Source organism: Daejeonella sp. (genome assembly GCF_036405355.1).
Taxonomy (GTDB): Bacteria; Bacteroidota; Bacteroidia; order Sphingobacteriales; family Sphingobacteriaceae; genus Daejeonella.
This window is the reverse complement of record NZ_DASWXT010000129.1, coordinates 40382-57062: the sequence shown is the minus strand read 5'-3', so window position 1 is coordinate 57062 and position 16681 is coordinate 40382. Positions and strand designations below refer to the sequence as shown.

The following is a 16681-nucleotide window of genomic DNA, read 5'->3' as shown; positions in this document are numbered from 1 at the left end:
CAGGGATTAGATACTATCAAAATAGGTGATGATCAATGATCGCATGATCATTTCCTGTTCCAGAAGGGTATAGGCAGGTATGGGTTTAATAAGTTTCCAGTGTGGCCAACCATCCTGATCGAGGCCTTCGAGTTCATAAAAACCCAGTTCACTGAATAAGCGGCAGTTGGCTATATGCATTAATTCTTCTTTCTGACGTTTACTGAATTTTGCCGGACCTTTGCCGAGTTCCTGAACACCGATCAGAAAGAGCATGACCTTCATATCGGGAAGATCTGTATCAAAATCCTTCGCTATCTGCTCTTGTAATACTTTCCATTTGGCGTTTATTTCTGCTGGGGTCATGTACAAAAGTCCGTAAAAAAATGGAATATATGACCAGAGGAGATGTTAAAAGACTAAGCCATGCTTACCAGGACTAACAGAATCCTCGCCACCTTGAAATTTCACCTCAAATACTATATTTGTTCATGCAAAAACCAATCGTTACTGCTTTACTGGCTTACGGAATGTCGGGAAAGCTATTTCACGGACCCTTTGTTCATGTACACCCGGGCTTTCATTTTAAAGGTGTGCTTGAACACAACACCAAAAAGGTAAATGCCGATTATCCGGATGTTAAAAGTTATAATACCCTCGATGAGGTTCTGAATGATCCTGAAATTGAATTGGTTATTGTTAATACTCCAAGTAATACTCACGTAGATTATTCCAGAAGGGCCTTGATGGCTGGGAAAGATATTTTGGTTGAAAAACCATTCGCCCCAACGCAAGCTGAGGCAAAAGAGATCTTTGATCTTGGAAGAAAACTTAACCGCAAGGTGATGGTGTATCAAAACCGAAGATTTTCGAGCGATTTTGAAGTTACCCGGGATACCATAAACAGTGGAAAACTTGGTCAGATCATTGAAATGCATTTACGCTATGATCGCTACAGAGCAGAAATTGGTCCGAAAGTCTTTAAAGAAACTCCAATTCCTGCTGCGGGCATTGTTTATGATCTAGCTGCACATTTACTGGATCAGGCAATTTGTATACTCGGCGAGCCTCTTTCATACCGTAAAGTAACCGGCGTTTACCGTAAGAATTCATTGGTGGATGATTACGGACATATCCACTTAACTTACCCAAACCAACTGAATGTATTTATAACCACAAGTCTCCTCGTTGCCGACCCCCAGCCGGGTATTATCATTCATGGTACTAAGGGTTCATTTGTAAAGGCATTCTGCGATAGGCAGGAAGATCAGCTGATTGCCGGAATGAAACCCGGTGATCCCGGATTCGGAAATGAGGATGCAGGTAAAGAAGGGCGTCTGACATTGATGAGTGAAAAGGGTGAAAAAACTATTGAATTGGTTCCATCTGCTGTTGGAAAATATATGGATCTCTTCGAAGCAGTAGTTCAAACTATTAGAAACAATGCTGAGTTTCCTGTGAAGGAATCTGAAGTAATGATCCAGATCGGAATACTGGAAAGTGAACCGGATAAAGTTTAGGGGGTTGCTGAGGCCTATTATAGTCAGCTTAGTTGGTTATATACAGATTTGATGAAGTAAATAGCAAATATAATCCCTAACCACCAACTTCTTTTCTTCGTTGTACTATCGATATTTTGATTTTGTTGATTTATGAAGAAGGAATAACTATAAGCTATAAAAACAATAGCTGCACAGACAACAGTAATTATTTTGTCCCTGGTGATGTATAGCGCAACAAATGAACATACTACCAAAATAATTCCCAGGTCCTCAAATTGAATTCCTGTCTTTTTTGAAATTTGCTTTATCCCTGATAACACATTTTCAAACCTTTCATAGTCTTCAATTTGGGATGGAACCTCTATTGTATTTCTCCGTGAATTACCCTTTATGCTATAGCTCCCATTTCGGTTTTTAATAATTCTGCTTATATCTGAGGTTTTAATAATAACATCCGGTGTGTCATACTGCTCTCGTTTAATCGATTCACTATCAATGGTTAGAATTTAGCTGTCATAAAGTATTATTTGCTGATTTACAGCTTTATTGTACCCCGAAATTGTCCCATACAGCATAATTGTAATTATGATAAGAAGTACATAAATGTTAGGATTTTTAAAGTAGCTGTAGGAAACACCCCCCAATAAAAACAATGATAGAACTATTAGTTTTATAAGTATAGATTTTTTAACTTCTTTGATACTGTCTTTTCTAATTTCGAACTGGTACATAGATATCTTTGGCTTTTCGAACTGGAATCAAGCTTAATCGGGATTAATAATTTGCCTTGTATTAAACAATAAAAGTAGCGATATAAACAAATACTGCTGTTGAAATCCCTACCACTAATGTTCCCAGAGTATAGGTACGATAGCCTGTTTTTACATCAATGCCTGAAAATTGGGTAGTGATCCAGAACCCGCTGTCGTTAGCGTGAGAAACTACCATTGCCCCGGCTCCGATTGCAGCAACAATGAGTGCTTTCTCGATTTCTGAATCGAATCCCATACCAGGCAACATCGGGGCAACAATGGATGCGGTAGTAATCAGTGCTACGGTAGAAGAGCCCTGTGCTGTTTTGATTGCGGCACAAAGCAAGAATGGGAGCCATATACCGAGGTTTGCACCTGATAAACCATTTGCCATAGTGGTGGCAATTCCACTGTTTTGGAGGATTGCCCCAAAAATTCCACCAGCTCCTGAAATAATTATGATTGTAGAAGCATCATTTATTGCTTTTCCAACCCATCCGGTAGTAGAAAGTATTTCCTTATCCAGCTTTTTAGGGATTAAAAACACAAATAGCATCCCAATTAATAAGGCAATTACAGGAGAACCTATAAATCCAATTGTTTTAAACCACCAGGTTGCCTTCCCGCCCTCGGTGACCGTAAATTCCATAATAGATTTGCCTATGATCAGGATAATTGGGGTAATTATTGGTAAAAAGGATTTGATTGCAGAAGGTGCATTTTTTATTTTCTCATTAATAGTCTCTTCAGATAATTCAGGATTCGGATCGATATAGGTTCTGGCTGCATAATACTTTGAATAAAGGATAGCCACAATCAGTGAAAACATCCCGATAATTAGTCCGACGAGCATCACCAGGCCAACATCAGCACCAATAATTCCTGCAGCCGCTATAGGACCTGGTGTAGGAGGAATTAAAACATGGGATATCATTAAACCCAGAATAAGAGCCACAGCAGTTCCAACAATTGAAAGTCCTGCTTTTTTGCTGAGACTTCTATTTAACGGGCTAAGAATAATGAAACCACTATCGGCAAATACCGGGATGGAGACTATAAATCCGACAATGCCCATGGCTTCATGCACTCTTTTTTTACCTATGATTTTAATCACAATTTCCGCCAACTTATAAGCCCCGCCCGAATATTCCAAGAATGCACCTATAATAACCCCGAGTGCGATTACGATTCCTATTTTACCAAGGGTGTTTCCAAATCCATCATTTATTGACTTAATGATGGTATCTAAATCCATTCCTGAAACAATCCCAAAGAATAATGCGACAAAGAGCAATGCTAAAAATGGATGTAAGTGCCACTTTGCACTCAATAAAATCAACAGTATAACACTGACTACGAGTAATATAAATGATATCATAATTGAATTTAATAAGATTAAACTCAAAATGTGAATTTTATTTTATTGCAGATTTGATCGTATAATATCTATTGCAGATTTCCAATCATTGAGTATGAAGCAATCTTACACGATGTCTTGAATTAGGTGAATTAATTGAGAAAAGTGTAGTTATCAAACAGGGATAAAACAGGGATCAAACTCGGATCAAACAGGGACAGATACGAGTTTCATCTGTCTTTCATCCCTGTTTTCTTTGAATTTAATTTGTTTTTTCTATCGTTGAGTCATACTTTTTCCAATTATTTGAAGGTAATCCGCCATAAAATTGTTACTCCCTCTATATCCAGCAATTTTGAAACAATTTCTTTTATTCGTAAATTTGAGTTGAATACTGCAATGAAGGCATTTAAAAAGACATTTGGATTAAGCTTTTCAGTAATACTATTACTGAGTTTTTCCACTGTACTTCTTCCATTGGATTTCTTCCACAACCACGCTCCGATTCCGGTTTCTACTGGATCAGAACAGCTTAACTCCAGCAGTACTGAAAAGGTAAATGTTCAGAATAAAGCCGATTATTGCTGGGTTTGTGCTGTTCATATTGATAAAACCTTCACCAAGACTTCCTTTTATGAAAAGATCAGATTATCACCAATGATGTCTGTATTTCTGAATAATGAAGTTACCTCCTACTTTGTTGAACAACTCCTCTCTACTCTGAGAGGTCCCCCTACGGAATAATTTTTTCATTCTTTTTTAATTGTTATGCAGCGTTTTTACGCCTGCAGTTCTATTCCGTTTATTTACTATTCTAATTCCATAGAAATGAAATCTGTTATTTTATATATTTTATTGTTATTCACTTTTTCAAATTCTTACGCAAATTTAGCCTCAGTCGAAGGGCGGGTCATTGATGGGCAAACAAAAGAAACCCTTCCCGGAGTACTTGTTACCATTCCGGATCTTAAAATCTCTGTTGTTACTGATGCTTCCGGTCAGTTCAAATTCAATAATATCCCTGAAAAGGGTCGTTTTCTTGTTGAAGTTCGATATTTAGGCTATCGCACAGTTATTGAAACGATAGATTTCTCGCAGAAGACCAGTCTTGAATTTGCACTTTTCCCCAGTGTGATTGAAGCAAAAGAGGTGGTCATTACCGGAACAGCTTTCAGTTCAGACAATCGGAAAAATAGTACAGCGGTTTCGGCTGTAACTAAAGATCAGCTGATTAACCGGCCATCAGGCAATCTGATTGATGCAATTGCAAAGGTTCCCGGAGTTTCACAGGTTACTACAGGCGGAGGTATTTCGAAGCCTGTGATACGGGGATTGAGTTATAACCGTGTAGTCACTCTGGTTGACGGAGCCAAACAGGAAGGTCAGCAATGGGGAGATGAACATGGCATGGAAGTAGATCAGTACAGTGCCGAGCGGGTTGAAGTATTACGTGGTGCAGCCAGTTTGTTATACGGTTCTGATGCATTGGGCGGGGTAATTAATGTTTTGGAGCCATTACCATCTCCTGAAGGACAGGTAAGAGGTGAATTGTTGACCAGTTATCAAAGCAATAATGGACTCAGCGGAAGCTCTGCAATGCTACAGGGCAATAACAATGGATTTATCTGGCGTGCAAGGGCTTCCTTAAAAAGTGCTTATAGTTATGATGCTCCCGGCGGAAGAATAGCCAATACAGGATTTAATGAAACAAATTTTAGCGGGCAGCTTGGATTCAACAAGAAATGGGGTTATGCACATTTAAACTTATCCAGTTTCCAAAACAATATCGGATTGCCTGATTTTTCCAGAAATGCGGATGGTATGTTCGAAGATGAAAATGGTTCAGTTTTAACAAATAAACAGTTAAAGGATCGTACCTTATTTCTTCCTTTTCAGGATATAAGACATTATAAGGTAGCAATGAACAGCCATGTTTTGCTCGGTAGTGGGAGATTGCGCACCATTCTTGCTTATCAGAATAATCAAAGAAGAGAGCTGGAAGATGACCGGATAAATCCATCCCTCTTTTTTGATCTAAAAACATACAGCTCAGATTTCAAATATTACTTCAATGAGGCTAATGGCTGGGAGCCGGTTATAGGATTGTCTGCTTCGGCACAAAATAACGTGAACAGAGCTGAGGAATTACTGATTCCTGATTACAAATCCGGAGAATTGGGTCTTTTCGCCTATGCCAAGAAATCATGGGAGAGTAGTACCTTTAATATGGGTGCACGGTTTGATTATCGAAAGATTACCGGTAATCAAATGGAGGAAGATGGTAATCCGAAGTTCAATAATTTCACAAACAGTTTTTCCAATGTTAGCGGAGCTTTAGGTTTCACAAAAGAGTTTAATGAGTATTTTAATTTTAAAGCCAACCTTGGTTCAGCATTCCGCTCGCCCAATATAGCTGAACTGAGTTCTGATGGGGTTCATGAAGGAACTTTCAGGTATGAGGTTGGAAATAATGATCTTAGTCCGGAGAATAGTTATTATGGTGATTTTGCTTTCGAATATAATAATAATGTGATCAGTGCAAGTCTGGGAGCTTTCAACAATCATATTGATAATTATATCTACAACAGGCAGATTGGAAATGAAACCATAGTGGTTGATACTGAAACCCTTCCGGTTTATCGGTTTGTACAGGATAATGCAAATTTATCAGGGATTGAAGCCAGCCTGACCCTGCATCCGGCCGAGGTGATTCATTTTGAAAACAGCTTCTCTTATACCCGTGGAGTGAACAGGGCCACCGATAGAGCCCTTCCATTTATTCCTGCGGCAGTATTAAGGAATGAGATCAGACTGGAGCCTGAGTTTAAAGGAGGCTTGAAGAGTACTTACTTTTCAATAGCGTTTGATAATATTTTCAAACAAAGCAGAGTAGATAATTTTGAAACCCCAACAGGAGCATACTCATTGGTTAATCTTGCAATGGGAACGACCTTCATGTTTAATAAACAACCATTAAGGGTGAACGTTTCAGCAAATAATTTGTTCAATAAGGCCTATTACGATCATTTGAGCAGGTTCAAACCTGGTCGTTTAGATGAGGCTGACCTGAATGCCGGTTATTACAATCAGGGACGTAATATATCTGTCGGACTTTACCTGCCTTTTGTTTTTAAATAGATAAAAAGTTCATTTTCAGAGTTTTTGGGGTTGGAATCCTGAACTTATTTATCCATATTTATCTAAGGATATTAAAGAAAAAAATATGAACAAGTTAAAGGTTTTACTATTTGCGGTTTTTCTCTCAGGGGCTCTGGGCACTCTGGGACAGACTGGCAAGCCATTGGGGACTGGCAATCAATTCAATAGTTATTCAGGTGATTTGAACAATCGAAATCACATGTATACAAGTAATGCGCTTATTTCCGAAATGGTTAGCAGTGCCGAGCCTGCAAAAAGGAATGATATTCCTGAATTACTACGCAAACCTGTTAATAACGAAATAAAGATAGAACGTTACAGAACCATTACGATGCGTGATGGAGTAAAACTATATGCTGATGTTTATCTGCCGGCTGCACCTGGCAAATACCCAACCATTGTTATTCGTACCTGCTATGGTGTACAGCGTGACGGTGGCCATCAGGATAAGATCAGATTTGCTCAGGAAGGTTATGCTGTGGTCTTTGCCGATATCAGGGGTCGTTACGAAAGTGAGGGCAACTGGGATCCTTTCCGTGATGAATCTAAAGACGGCTATGATGTGATCGAGTGGGCAGCAGCTCAGCCTTTCTCTAATGGTAAGGTTGCTACTCAGGGTGGAAGTTACCTGGGTCATAACCAATGGGCAGCAATGAGTGCAACTCCTCCACATTTAGTGGCAGCATTTCCAGGGGTAGCCTCAACCAATATCTATGCTAACTGGTTAACCATGGGTGGAGCTTTCCGTTTAAGTTTTAATTATGGCTGGGGCGTTGTTCGTATGCCTAACCGGATTATGTTACCTCAATACTGGCATACTGAAGCCTATACTCCTGAAGAATTGAAGTATGAAAATATTTTATGGCATTTGCCATTAAAGGATGGTGACCTGAAAAGTGCCGGTTATGCGGTTAAGCATTATCGCGACTGGATAAATCATGAGAGCTATGATGATTACTGGAAGTCAATTAGTGATGAAGAGAATTTTTCTAAAATGAATGTTCCCGCTCATACCTATGGCGGCTGGTTTGATATCTTTTTAATGGGTACTATTAATGGTTATATCGGGATGAGAAATAAGGCTGCTACTCCAGCAGCACGTGCCGGTGCCCGGATGATTATTGGCCCCTGGGGTCATGGCCCTTCACAATCATTCGGAACTGTTGATTTTGGTGCTACTGCCAATATGAAGATGTTCAACAGGGAATTGCAGTTCTATGATTATCATTTGAAAGGAATCAAAAACGGTTTAGATCTTGAGGATCCCGTGCAGTTGTTCTATATGGGTATCAATAAATGGCGTAGTGAGAAAGATTATCCGATTCCGGGAACTCAGTACAGAAACCTGTATCTGAGCAGTAACGGAAATGCAAATTCTGTTCGGGGTGATGGAGTATTAAGTTTTGAGGCACCTAAAAAGGCAGCAAGTGATAAATATACCTATGATCCAAAAACTCCAATTATGACCTTAGGCGGAAATAATTGTTGCGGTACCCCAACACAGGCCGGTCCATATGATCAGCGGCCGCTGGAGCGCAGGGAAGATGTGCTGGTCTACACTTCAGAATTTCTGAAAAGTCCGGTAACAATTGCGGGTCCGATGAAAATGAAGTTATTCGCCGCAACCGATGGGCCGGATACCGACTGGATGATCAAGCTGGTAGATGTTTATCCTGATGGCAGGGCAATGCCTATCTCGGAAGGTATTTTGAGAGCCAGATTCCGTGAAGGATTGGATAAGATCAAATTACTTACACCTAATCAGGTTTATGAATACGAAATTGAAATGACAGGTACTGCCAATGTATTCTTACCAGGTCATCGGATTCGGGTAGATATTACTTCAAGTAATTTCCCTCAGTTTGACCGCAACCCAAACACTGGTGATCCGTTTGGCAGCAGCGACCGTGTTCGTGTAGCTCAGCAAACTATTCATCATGGAGGTGCACGTTTAAGCAGTATTGTGCTACCAACCGTTCGCCCGCTTGATAACTAGGTTTTGTTCTGATATTTAAACAAAAAAAGCCAGTCATTCGACTGGCTTTTTTTATTGTAATTGGATTGTAATTGGTTAGTAAGCATTCTTCAATGCGGGATACCTATTTTGTATATGGTGAATAACTGATATTCGCTTTTACTTCGATCTTTTCTGCTATTTTTTTAAATACCAGCTTCGGAATCTCAATTTTATGATCAATCAGCATAACATCAAAAAGTGTTTCAAGTAATAATGACTTTTCGCCAACAGTTATTTTTCCACTCAGTTTCCTTTCCTGATCAACACCATGAATATTCAATGTCCCACTAGCATTAACGGAATATACTCCAGGTTTGCTTAAATCCAGCTCTTCAATAATCTTACCTTTGAAAGTGGCATATGGGTATTTTTCACTTTCCATATAATTTTCATTAAAATGCTGCTGCATCAGCTTGTTTTTAAATTGAAATTGAGAGATAGGAATGCGAACAACAAGCTCCCTGTTTGATAGATTAATGATTGAATTCGCCCGTGTATTTTTCGCTTCGATATCTTCTAATGGAGCTTTAGAGAAAAAGCTAAATTCAGTTTTATTACTGCTATAAAGCTTATTTTGTGCTGAAGCTAAATTAAAAGTCAGAATAAAGACCGTTAGGATCAAATAGTTTTTCATGGGTTCGCTTTGCTTTTTTTCTCAAAAGAAAAGGTTCTTGAAATATTAAAGCCGAAGTGGATATCCCCACTTCCCCAGCTCCCATCAGTTTCTGTAATGAACTGTCTTTCAGTCATTCCGAATGAATTGGTAAAAAGCAATTGAAATACATGCCCTCCGGTTTCAAGATCAAAACTAAAGGAAAGGTTATTCTTATAGTTGTCATCAATCTGGTTCGGAAGAACATAATTATACTCTCCGTTGAGGGAAGTACGTTTGGTCAATTTCATTCTTCCACCTATTCCAGTTGCGATGACCGTTTTATTGTCTGTGAAAATATCTGCCCTGTTTCTATGAATCAGAGTCGGACTCAGCTGCAATGAAAAGGCTTCGCTGAATTTCCTGGCAATCAGGAATTGCGCCGTATAACTGCTTCTGTCAGATCCTGAAAGCTGGGGAGTAGTTTTTTGGGTTCGTATTGCATATCCTCCAAATAGTGTGACAGAGAGGGGCATACTTCCTTGACCTGTAGTTTGTCTGAGCAGTTTGTACTTGGCGAAGTAATCAAATGTTTTCTGAAATGAGCTTCTTCCAAGTCCGATCATAAATCGATCATTGATTCCGTATTCCAATCCAAGACGATTTGTAGCAGCATCTAGTCCGAAAAATTCTTCAAAACCACGGTTTATGCGATCAAAACGATGGGAAATAATGAAATCCATATTGTTCTTGCCGACAGTTTCAACCGAGTGTCCGTTTATAATTCGGGTAGCCTTGAAGGTGGCCGTCCTGATAAATACTTCATTGCTATCTGAAACAAGTTTCATAAGATCTTCCTGTGCGAAGGCAGAGAATGGAAGTACTAAATATATTAAGAGGAAAATCTTTCTCATAGTTTTGAATTTATGTCTGGATTAGGCTTCAAAAACCCTTAAGGAACTTCCGGTTAAAGTAGTGCTATACTTTTTAAGAGCAGAAGTTGCCGGTCCCTGGACTCTTGCACCATTTGAATCAAAAACAGACCCATGAGCAGCATCTGTTAATGAACAAGGAAAATTATTACTACCTGAATTATATGTTACAGGGTTTCCCTGATGAGTGCAAACAGAGGAAAGAGCAATGTAGCTTGAGCCATTTTTAGCAATGATTACACTATTCATTATTGTCCATCCTTTTGAATTTATATCTGCATTTGAGCTTACATCAAGAGTAAAATCTAACTTGCCACCAGGAGTCGGTGTAGGTGTAACCGGATCGGGTGAACCTGTATCGCTTTTGCCGCAGGCACCAAGGCATGAGCTGATAACTAATGAACCTGCGCTCAGGCCAAGTGCTGTAAGAAAGTCTTTACGTTCCATAATAATGTTGTGTTATAGGTTTCTAATTGTTTAAATTTCGAATAGTGTTGATTTACAGCATATACGGCAGAAAAATCCAAATGGTTTATCCGGGGTAAGTTTTATCCCGGCGAATAATTTATTTTTATTTTTAAATACTTGATTATGAGAAAATTGTCTTTATTTTTTCTTTTGTTGGTCTCATCATTTGCAAATGCCCAACAGATTCAAAGCCTGTCAATAACGCTTGAAAATGTGGACTACCCATTTCCTGTAAAGTTTTTGCCACTGAATATTGAAGGCCAGGATGTACGTATGGCTTACATGGACATCAAGCCGGATAATCCGAATGGAAAAGTCCTGATGCTATTTCATGGGAAAAATTTTGGAGGGTATTACTGGACAAATGTGATCAAGGCCATTAGTGCAAAGGGTTACCGGGTATTGGTTCCTGATCAGATTGGCTTTGGAAAATCATCCAAGCCATTTATAAATTACAGTTTCCACCGCCTTGCTGCCTTAAACAGACAGCTATTAGACAGTTTGGGAATTCAGAAGGCTGTTTTGATGGGACATTCTATGGGCGGAATGCTTGCAAGTCGCTTTGCCTTGCTTTATCCTGAAAGAACAGCACAGTTAATTCTTGAAAATCCAATTGGTTTAGAGGATTACCGTCGATTTGTACCCAATGCAAGTCCGGAAGCTATGTATCAGGCAGAGCTTAAAACTACGCCTGAAAGTGTTAAACGATATTATCAAACCTCCTATTTCGTAAAATGGGAGCCTGAGTATGATGAACTGGTTCGTATAGCTTCAGGAGTGAACGGAAGTTCTGAGTTTCCACGTTATGCAAAGGTATCGGCTTTAACTGCCCAGATGATTTATGAACAGCCGGTGGTATATGAATTTCCATTGCTCAAAGTTCCGGTATTGCTTTTGATTGGCACTCAGGATAAAACTATTGTGGGTAAAGCGAGACTTAAGCCTGAAGACCAGGCGAAATATGGGCTTTACAATCAGCTGGGCAAAGAAACTGCATCTAAAATTCCGGGGTCTGTGTTGATCGAGTTTAGTAATTCAGGGCATATTCCGCATCTGGAGATACCGGAAGAGTTTTTAAGGGCATTGGGTGAGAATATCAAATAGCGTTGATTTGTGAAATCACCCTGGTAAGCGCAATGTAGATTTCGTCAATCCCACACAAAATAGCGACCTGAAAACTATCGGGTGACGAATTTTAAAAGTATAGGGCCCAGGTAAATTCGTAAGTCTTATGATAAAGAAGCTATGATTTGTTCAGCAGTAATTTTTTGCTGCTCGCCACTTTTCATGTTCTTAAGACTGAGTAGCCTGCTTTCCATTTCTTCACTTCCTATGATGATAACAAAAGGTATTTTTTTATCATCCGCATAACTCATCTGTTTTTTTAGTTTGGCTGATGATGGATAAATTTCAGCACTGATTCCCGCGTTTCTTAATTGCTGAAGCAGGGGTAGGGCATACTTCTCGGCTGCAGAATCAAAATTGCTGATGAGTACCTTTGTACTTTCTGAAGTACTTTCAGGAAAAAGATTTAGCTCCTCAAGAACATCATAGATGCGGTCGGCACCAAATGAGATACCTACACCGGTAAGGTCACTGAGTCCGAACATTCCGGTTAAATCGTCATAACGACCGCCACCTCCGATACTTCCCATAGCCACTTCATTGGTTTTTACTTCGAAGATCGCACCGGTATAGTAGTTCAGCCCGCGGGCAAGGGTGATGTCAAGTTCCAGAGGTATGAGGTATGAGGTATGAGGTATGAGGTGATTGATGTAGCTAAATATGGTTTCAATTTCGGAAATTCCTTTCAAACCTGTTTCAGATGCTGCAAGAACTGAACGAAGGCTGTTTAATTTCTCCTCATTTGATCCGCTTAGGTTAATTATTGGCTTAAGTTTTTCAATATCTGACTCGGTAAAACCGCGTTCGATCAGTTCTTTGGTCACTCCCTCAAAGCCGATTTTATCAAGTTTATCAATCGCAACAGTCATGTCAACAATTAGCTCTGGTTTTCCAATAACCTCGGCGATACCGGATAATATTTTACGGTTATTGATCTTGACAGTAAAATCTTTCAGGCCAAGTTTGCTTAATGCTTCATGGTAGATCAATACGAATTCTGCTTCATTGATCAGACTATCAGAACCAACTACATCAGCATCACACTGGTAAAATTCACGATAACGTCCTTTCTGTGGTCTGTCGGCACGCCATACAGGCTGGATCTGGAAACGTTTAAACGGGAATGAGATCTCATTGCGGTGCATCACTACATAGCGGGCGAAGGGTACAGTGAGGTCGTAGCGAAGAGCTTTTTCACTTATATCAGAAGTCAGGCCTTGTGAGTTACGAGCCTCAAGTTTATCTGCGGGTACATTGGATAAAAAATCACCTGAATTCAGAACTTTAAAGATCAGTTTATCTCCTTCATCGCCATACTTTCCGGTAAGGGTAGAAAGATTTTCCATGGTTGGAGTCTGGATCTCCTGATAGCCATATTTTTTAAATACTGCGCTGATAGTATTAAAAATATGATTGCGTTTCACCATTTCATTTGCTGAAAAATCGCGGGTTCCTTTCGGGATAGATGGTTTGATGATTGCCATGGTGTAAAGGTACAAAAAGACCTTTAGCTTAAATAGTGGAAGCGAATTCCTCTATTAATTCTTTGCAGCGTTTTTCTATCATTTGATAGACCGGATCGAATTGATCATCATCATGATAAGGGTCTGGAACGATGGTATTTTTGAGGAAAAGGCTGATTTTGTTATGTTCTTCCTCATTTCTGGCCAGAGCTTTCACATCGTTCAGGTTACTATAATCCATTACCAGGATCTGGTCAAACCTTTCAAAATCTGCGATTTCAAACTGCCGGCAGCTTTGTCCTGATATGTCAAGGCCATATTTTCTTGCAACAGCAATTGAACGTCTGTCGGGTTGTTCTCCGATGTGCCAGTTACCGGTTCCTGCAGAATCAATTTCCCAGTTTAAACCTTTTTGCCTGACAAGGTGTTCCAAAATACCATGTGCTAACGGAGAACGACAAATGTTGCCAAGACATACCATTAAAATCTTCATAAATTGGCTCTTAAGCTGAAAAAATACTGTTTAGTAAAGCCGCAAGATGAATTCCCCCTTTAAGCATTTGCTGATTCGCGATTTCAATGTTATCATAAATATAGCGGTAGCTCAATTTATCACCATTATTTACCTTTGCATAAAGTTTTTCACTGATGCGGTAAGAATCTTTAACCCATTGAGCTGCATCCTGCGACTGGAGGGAGTGCAACTGATTTTTATCAATGAAATTAATGGAACGCGAATATTCTGTATAGCTAAGTTCTTGTGAATCAATTAGATCTGAATCCCACACACGGTGCAGGTTAGTGTTTTGCCCGAACCAGGTTAACTGAATCCTATTACCTCCAAGGTCTTCAAAACGACCGGTATGCATCGGCTGATGGAGATCGCCTACCAAATGAATCAGCAAACGCAGATAAACTACCTTTTTATCCTGTTCAAGGTTCTTATTTTTTAACTCGGCACTCAGAAAAAGAATTTTAGTATAGGCATCTGTAACGGTATCGCGTTTTAACGCCAAATCAAGCTGTTCTTCGTTCAATCCGGCAGGAAGATTAATGTAATGCCAGTTATTAAGGTAATTATAGGAAGGTTCAGATTTAATAAAATCTGCCCAATTACTGGCCATTGCCAGGTTTTCATTCCCCAGTATTAGTTTTATTTCACGGCTTGCTTTCCTGCTCAGATAGCTCTCTGCAATCTGACCCACTACCCTATGTCCAAGGAGTCCCCAGGCCATAGCCTGAACGGGCAGATAGAACAGCACAATGGCCAGAAATACCTTCTTAAGAGAATTAAATTTCATAATGAATTAGTTTAGCGGTTTCTGAATACAGACCGTTTTTTCTTTAAGGGATAATTTAATATTCAAATGCTGTTTTAGGCTTTCAAGATATAAACTATCAGCTGTATTTTTTCGGATAATAAATGCCGGAAGATATTGACCAACACGGTAACATCCGGAGATTTTTTGCTTGAAATTTGATTTTGTAAAAGTTGTTGTCAGCATCAGGGTATCCCCCTTGCTGAGATAAGTTCCTTTAGCGTACTCGGTCCAGGTTCCATTATTAAAACAGGAGTCGGGATAGGTATTTACCTTAGCGAAAGTTTTTATCGTTAGATAAACAGAATCACAGGTAAAACGAAATTGATGTCTGGAATATTGTAGCCTTTCATTCTGGTAATCAACGCTATCCTCTTCCCATATTCCCTGAATACTTTCTGTGCCTTTACCCTGCAGATTAGGATTGAATTTGCAGGAGGCTGAAGCCAGCAGTAACAAGGCAAAAAAGAAAATACCGGCGTTTTTTACCATTTTGAATTTATAAATACCTCTCCCGGGCCAATGGCGAAGGAGAGGTATACTAATTATTTTAATCCGCCAATCATATCTTCGGGGCGGACCCACTGGTCAAATTGTTCATTAGTCAATAAACCCAGACCAATGGCAGCTTCACGCAGTGACTTGTTTTCTTTTAGGGCTGTTTTAGCAATTTTGGCAGCATTTTCATAACCAATATGAGGATTAAGTGCAGTAACAAGCATCAAAGAGTTTTCAAGGTGTTTCTTGATACCATCATAATTCGGTTCAATTCCTGCCACACAATTATTGGTGAAAGATACGCAGGCATCTCCTATTAAGCGTGCCGATTGCAGGAAATTAGCGGCCATCACCGGTTTAAAAACATTCAGCTCGTAATGGCCATTTGAACCACCAATGCTGATCGTAACATCATTGCCCATGACCTGTGCTGCAACCATAGTCACAGCTTCATTTTGGGTTGGATTTACTTTTCCGGGCATGATGGAGGAACCGGGCTCATTGTCAGGAATATGAATCTCGCCAATACCTGAACGTGGGCCTGAGGCCAGCATTCGGATATCGTTTGCAATTTTCATTAGTGAAACAGCGATTTGCTTTAATGCACCATGAGTTTCAACGATTGCATCATGTGCAGCTAATGCTTCAAATTTATTCTCAGCAGTGATGAAGGGCAAGCCTGTAAATTTGGCTATGTAAGCGGCAACACTAACATCATATCCCTTTGGGGTATTGATGCCTGTACCAACGGCAGTTCCGCCCAGTGCCAGTTCTGACAAATGATCTAAAGTATTTCTTAAGGCTTTTAATCCGTGATTTAATTGCGAAACATAACCCGAAAACTCCTGTCCTAAAGTTAATGGAGTAGCATCCATAAGGTGAGTACGGCCAATTTTAACTACCTCTTTAAATTTTTCAGCTTTAAGATGTAGAGCATCGCGAAGTTTTTCTATGCCCGGAATAGTGGTTTCGATTACCATTTTATAGGCTGCAATATGCATAGCAGTTGGATAGGTATCATTTGAAGACTGCGACTTATTTACATCGTCATTTGGATGTACAAAAGTCTTTCCTTCACCGAGCTTGTTTCCCTGAAGAACATGGGCCCTGTTTGCGATAACCTCATTTACATTCATGTTGGACTGGGTACCGGAACCTGTCTGCCAGATAACCAGAGGAAATTCTGAGGCGAGTTTACCTTCCAGTATTTCATCGCAAACCTTTGCGATCAGATCGCGTTTCTCTGGTGTTAAAATACCACTGTCGGTGTTGGTGTATGCAGCCGCTTTTTTCAGATAGGCAAAAGCATCTATTATTTCCTTTGGCATTGAGGCCTCCGGACCAATCTTAAAATTATTTCTTGAACGCTCGGTTTGGGCACCCCAGTATTTATCTGCGGGCACTTTAACTTCGCCCATAGTATCGTGTTCTACTCTGTAAGTCATTGGAACAGGTTTTTTGTTATGCTGCAAATTTAGATTTTTTTACCTTGAATCAGGGGCAATAATTTAGATTTTA

General features: G+C 39.7%; 15 protein-coding genes. 5 read left to right on the top strand and 10 right to left on the bottom strand.

Annotated elements, in window-relative coordinates:
• Positions 1-6 precede the first annotated feature (6 nt).
• Positions 7-345, bottom strand: a complete 339-nt coding sequence (locus VGE44_RS16335) for a hypothetical protein (protein ID WP_305660488.1) — start codon at positions 343-345, stop codon at positions 7-9.
• 125 nt (positions 346-470) lie between these two features.
• On the opposite strand from VGE44_RS16335, the gene VGE44_RS16330 reads away from it, so the two are divergent.
• Positions 471-1499 carry a Gfo/Idh/MocA family oxidoreductase gene (locus tag VGE44_RS16330; RefSeq protein ID WP_331081125.1) on the top strand — a complete coding sequence of 343 codons (1029 nt, stop codon included), beginning with the start codon at positions 471-473 and terminating at the stop codon, positions 1497-1499.
• Positions 1500-2273: 774 nt separating this feature from the next.
• On the opposite strand, the gene VGE44_RS16325 is transcribed toward VGE44_RS16330, so the two are convergent.
• Positions 2274-3611, bottom strand: a complete 1338-nt coding sequence (locus VGE44_RS16325) for a gluconate:H+ symporter (RefSeq protein ID WP_331081123.1) — start codon at positions 3609-3611, stop codon at positions 2274-2276.
• A 378-nt stretch (positions 3612-3989) separates the two neighbouring features.
• Between VGE44_RS16325 and VGE44_RS16320 the strand changes: the two genes are divergently transcribed.
• From VGE44_RS16320 to VGE44_RS16310, 3 genes are all read left to right on the top strand, one after another.
• Entirely contained in the window at positions 3990-4334 is a 345-nt protein-coding gene (locus tag VGE44_RS16320; RefSeq protein ID WP_331081121.1) for a hypothetical protein, read from the top strand.
• Positions 4335-4358: 24 nt separating this feature from the next.
• Positions 4359-6728 carry a TonB-dependent receptor gene (locus tag VGE44_RS16315; RefSeq protein ID WP_331081118.1) on the top strand — a complete coding sequence of 790 codons (2370 nt, stop codon included), beginning with the start codon at positions 4359-4361 and terminating at the stop codon, positions 6726-6728.
• Between the two features lie 85 nt (positions 6729-6813).
• On the top strand, positions 6814-8745 hold the full coding sequence (locus VGE44_RS16310; protein WP_331081116.1) for a CocE/NonD family hydrolase: 1932 nt from the start codon (positions 6814-6816) through the stop codon (positions 8743-8745).
• A gap of 103 nt (positions 8746-8848) precedes the next feature.
• Here VGE44_RS16310 and VGE44_RS16305 read toward each other — a convergent pair whose 3' ends face one another.
• Genes VGE44_RS16305 through VGE44_RS16295 form a run of 3 tightly spaced genes read right to left on the bottom strand, consistent with a single transcriptional unit; the run spans position 8849 to position 10737 of the window.
• Complete coding sequence (locus VGE44_RS16305; protein WP_331081114.1) at positions 8849-9400, bottom strand: YceI family protein; 552 nt, start codon at positions 9398-9400, stop codon at positions 8849-8851.
• The gene (locus VGE44_RS16300; RefSeq protein ID WP_331081112.1) at positions 9397-10272 is read right to left on the bottom strand and encodes a DUF5777 family beta-barrel protein; all 876 of its coding nucleotides are present in this window, start codon (positions 10270-10272) and stop codon (positions 9397-9399) included. Before VGE44_RS16300 ends, VGE44_RS16305 begins: the two co-directional genes overlap by 4 nt.
• 21 nt (positions 10273-10293) lie before the next feature.
• Positions 10294-10737, bottom strand: a complete 444-nt coding sequence (locus tag VGE44_RS16295; protein ID WP_331081110.1) for a Rieske (2Fe-2S) protein — start codon at positions 10735-10737, stop codon at positions 10294-10296.
• A gap of 144 nt (positions 10738-10881) precedes the next feature.
• Here VGE44_RS16295 and VGE44_RS16290 point away from each other — a divergent pair, with 144 nt between their 5' ends.
• A complete protein-coding gene (locus VGE44_RS16290) occupies positions 10882-11862 on the top strand; it encodes an alpha/beta hydrolase (RefSeq protein ID WP_331081108.1) in 981 nt (326 codons plus the stop codon).
• Positions 11863-11987: 125 nt separating this feature from the next.
• Here VGE44_RS16290 and hisS read toward each other — a convergent pair whose 3' ends face one another.
• The 5 genes from hisS to fumC are packed head-to-tail and all read right to left on the bottom strand — an operon-like array spanning position 11988 to position 16608.
• Entirely contained in the window at positions 11988-13367 is a 1380-nt protein-coding gene (gene hisS, locus VGE44_RS16285) for a histidine--tRNA ligase (protein ID WP_331081106.1), read from the bottom strand.
• 28 nt (positions 13368-13395) lie between these two features.
• The gene (locus VGE44_RS16280) at positions 13396-13839 is read right to left on the bottom strand and encodes a low molecular weight protein-tyrosine-phosphatase (RefSeq protein WP_331081104.1); all 444 of its coding nucleotides are present in this window, start codon (positions 13837-13839) and stop codon (positions 13396-13398) included.
• A gap of 10 nt (positions 13840-13849) precedes the next feature.
• On the bottom strand, positions 13850-14647 hold the full coding sequence (locus VGE44_RS16275; RefSeq protein WP_331081102.1) for a S1/P1 nuclease: 798 nt from the start codon (positions 14645-14647) through the stop codon (positions 13850-13852).
• Positions 14648-14653: 6 nt separating this feature from the next.
• Positions 14654-15157 (bottom strand): fumarate hydratase, encoded by a 504-nt coding sequence (locus VGE44_RS16270; protein WP_331081100.1) that lies wholly within the window; start codon positions 15155-15157, stop codon positions 14654-14656.
• 53 nt (positions 15158-15210) lie between these two features.
• Positions 15211-16608: a class II fumarate hydratase gene (gene fumC, locus VGE44_RS16265; protein ID WP_331081098.1), complete on the bottom strand. Its 1398-nt coding sequence runs from the start codon at positions 16606-16608 to the stop codon at positions 15211-15213.
• Positions 16609-16681 lie beyond the last annotated feature (73 nt).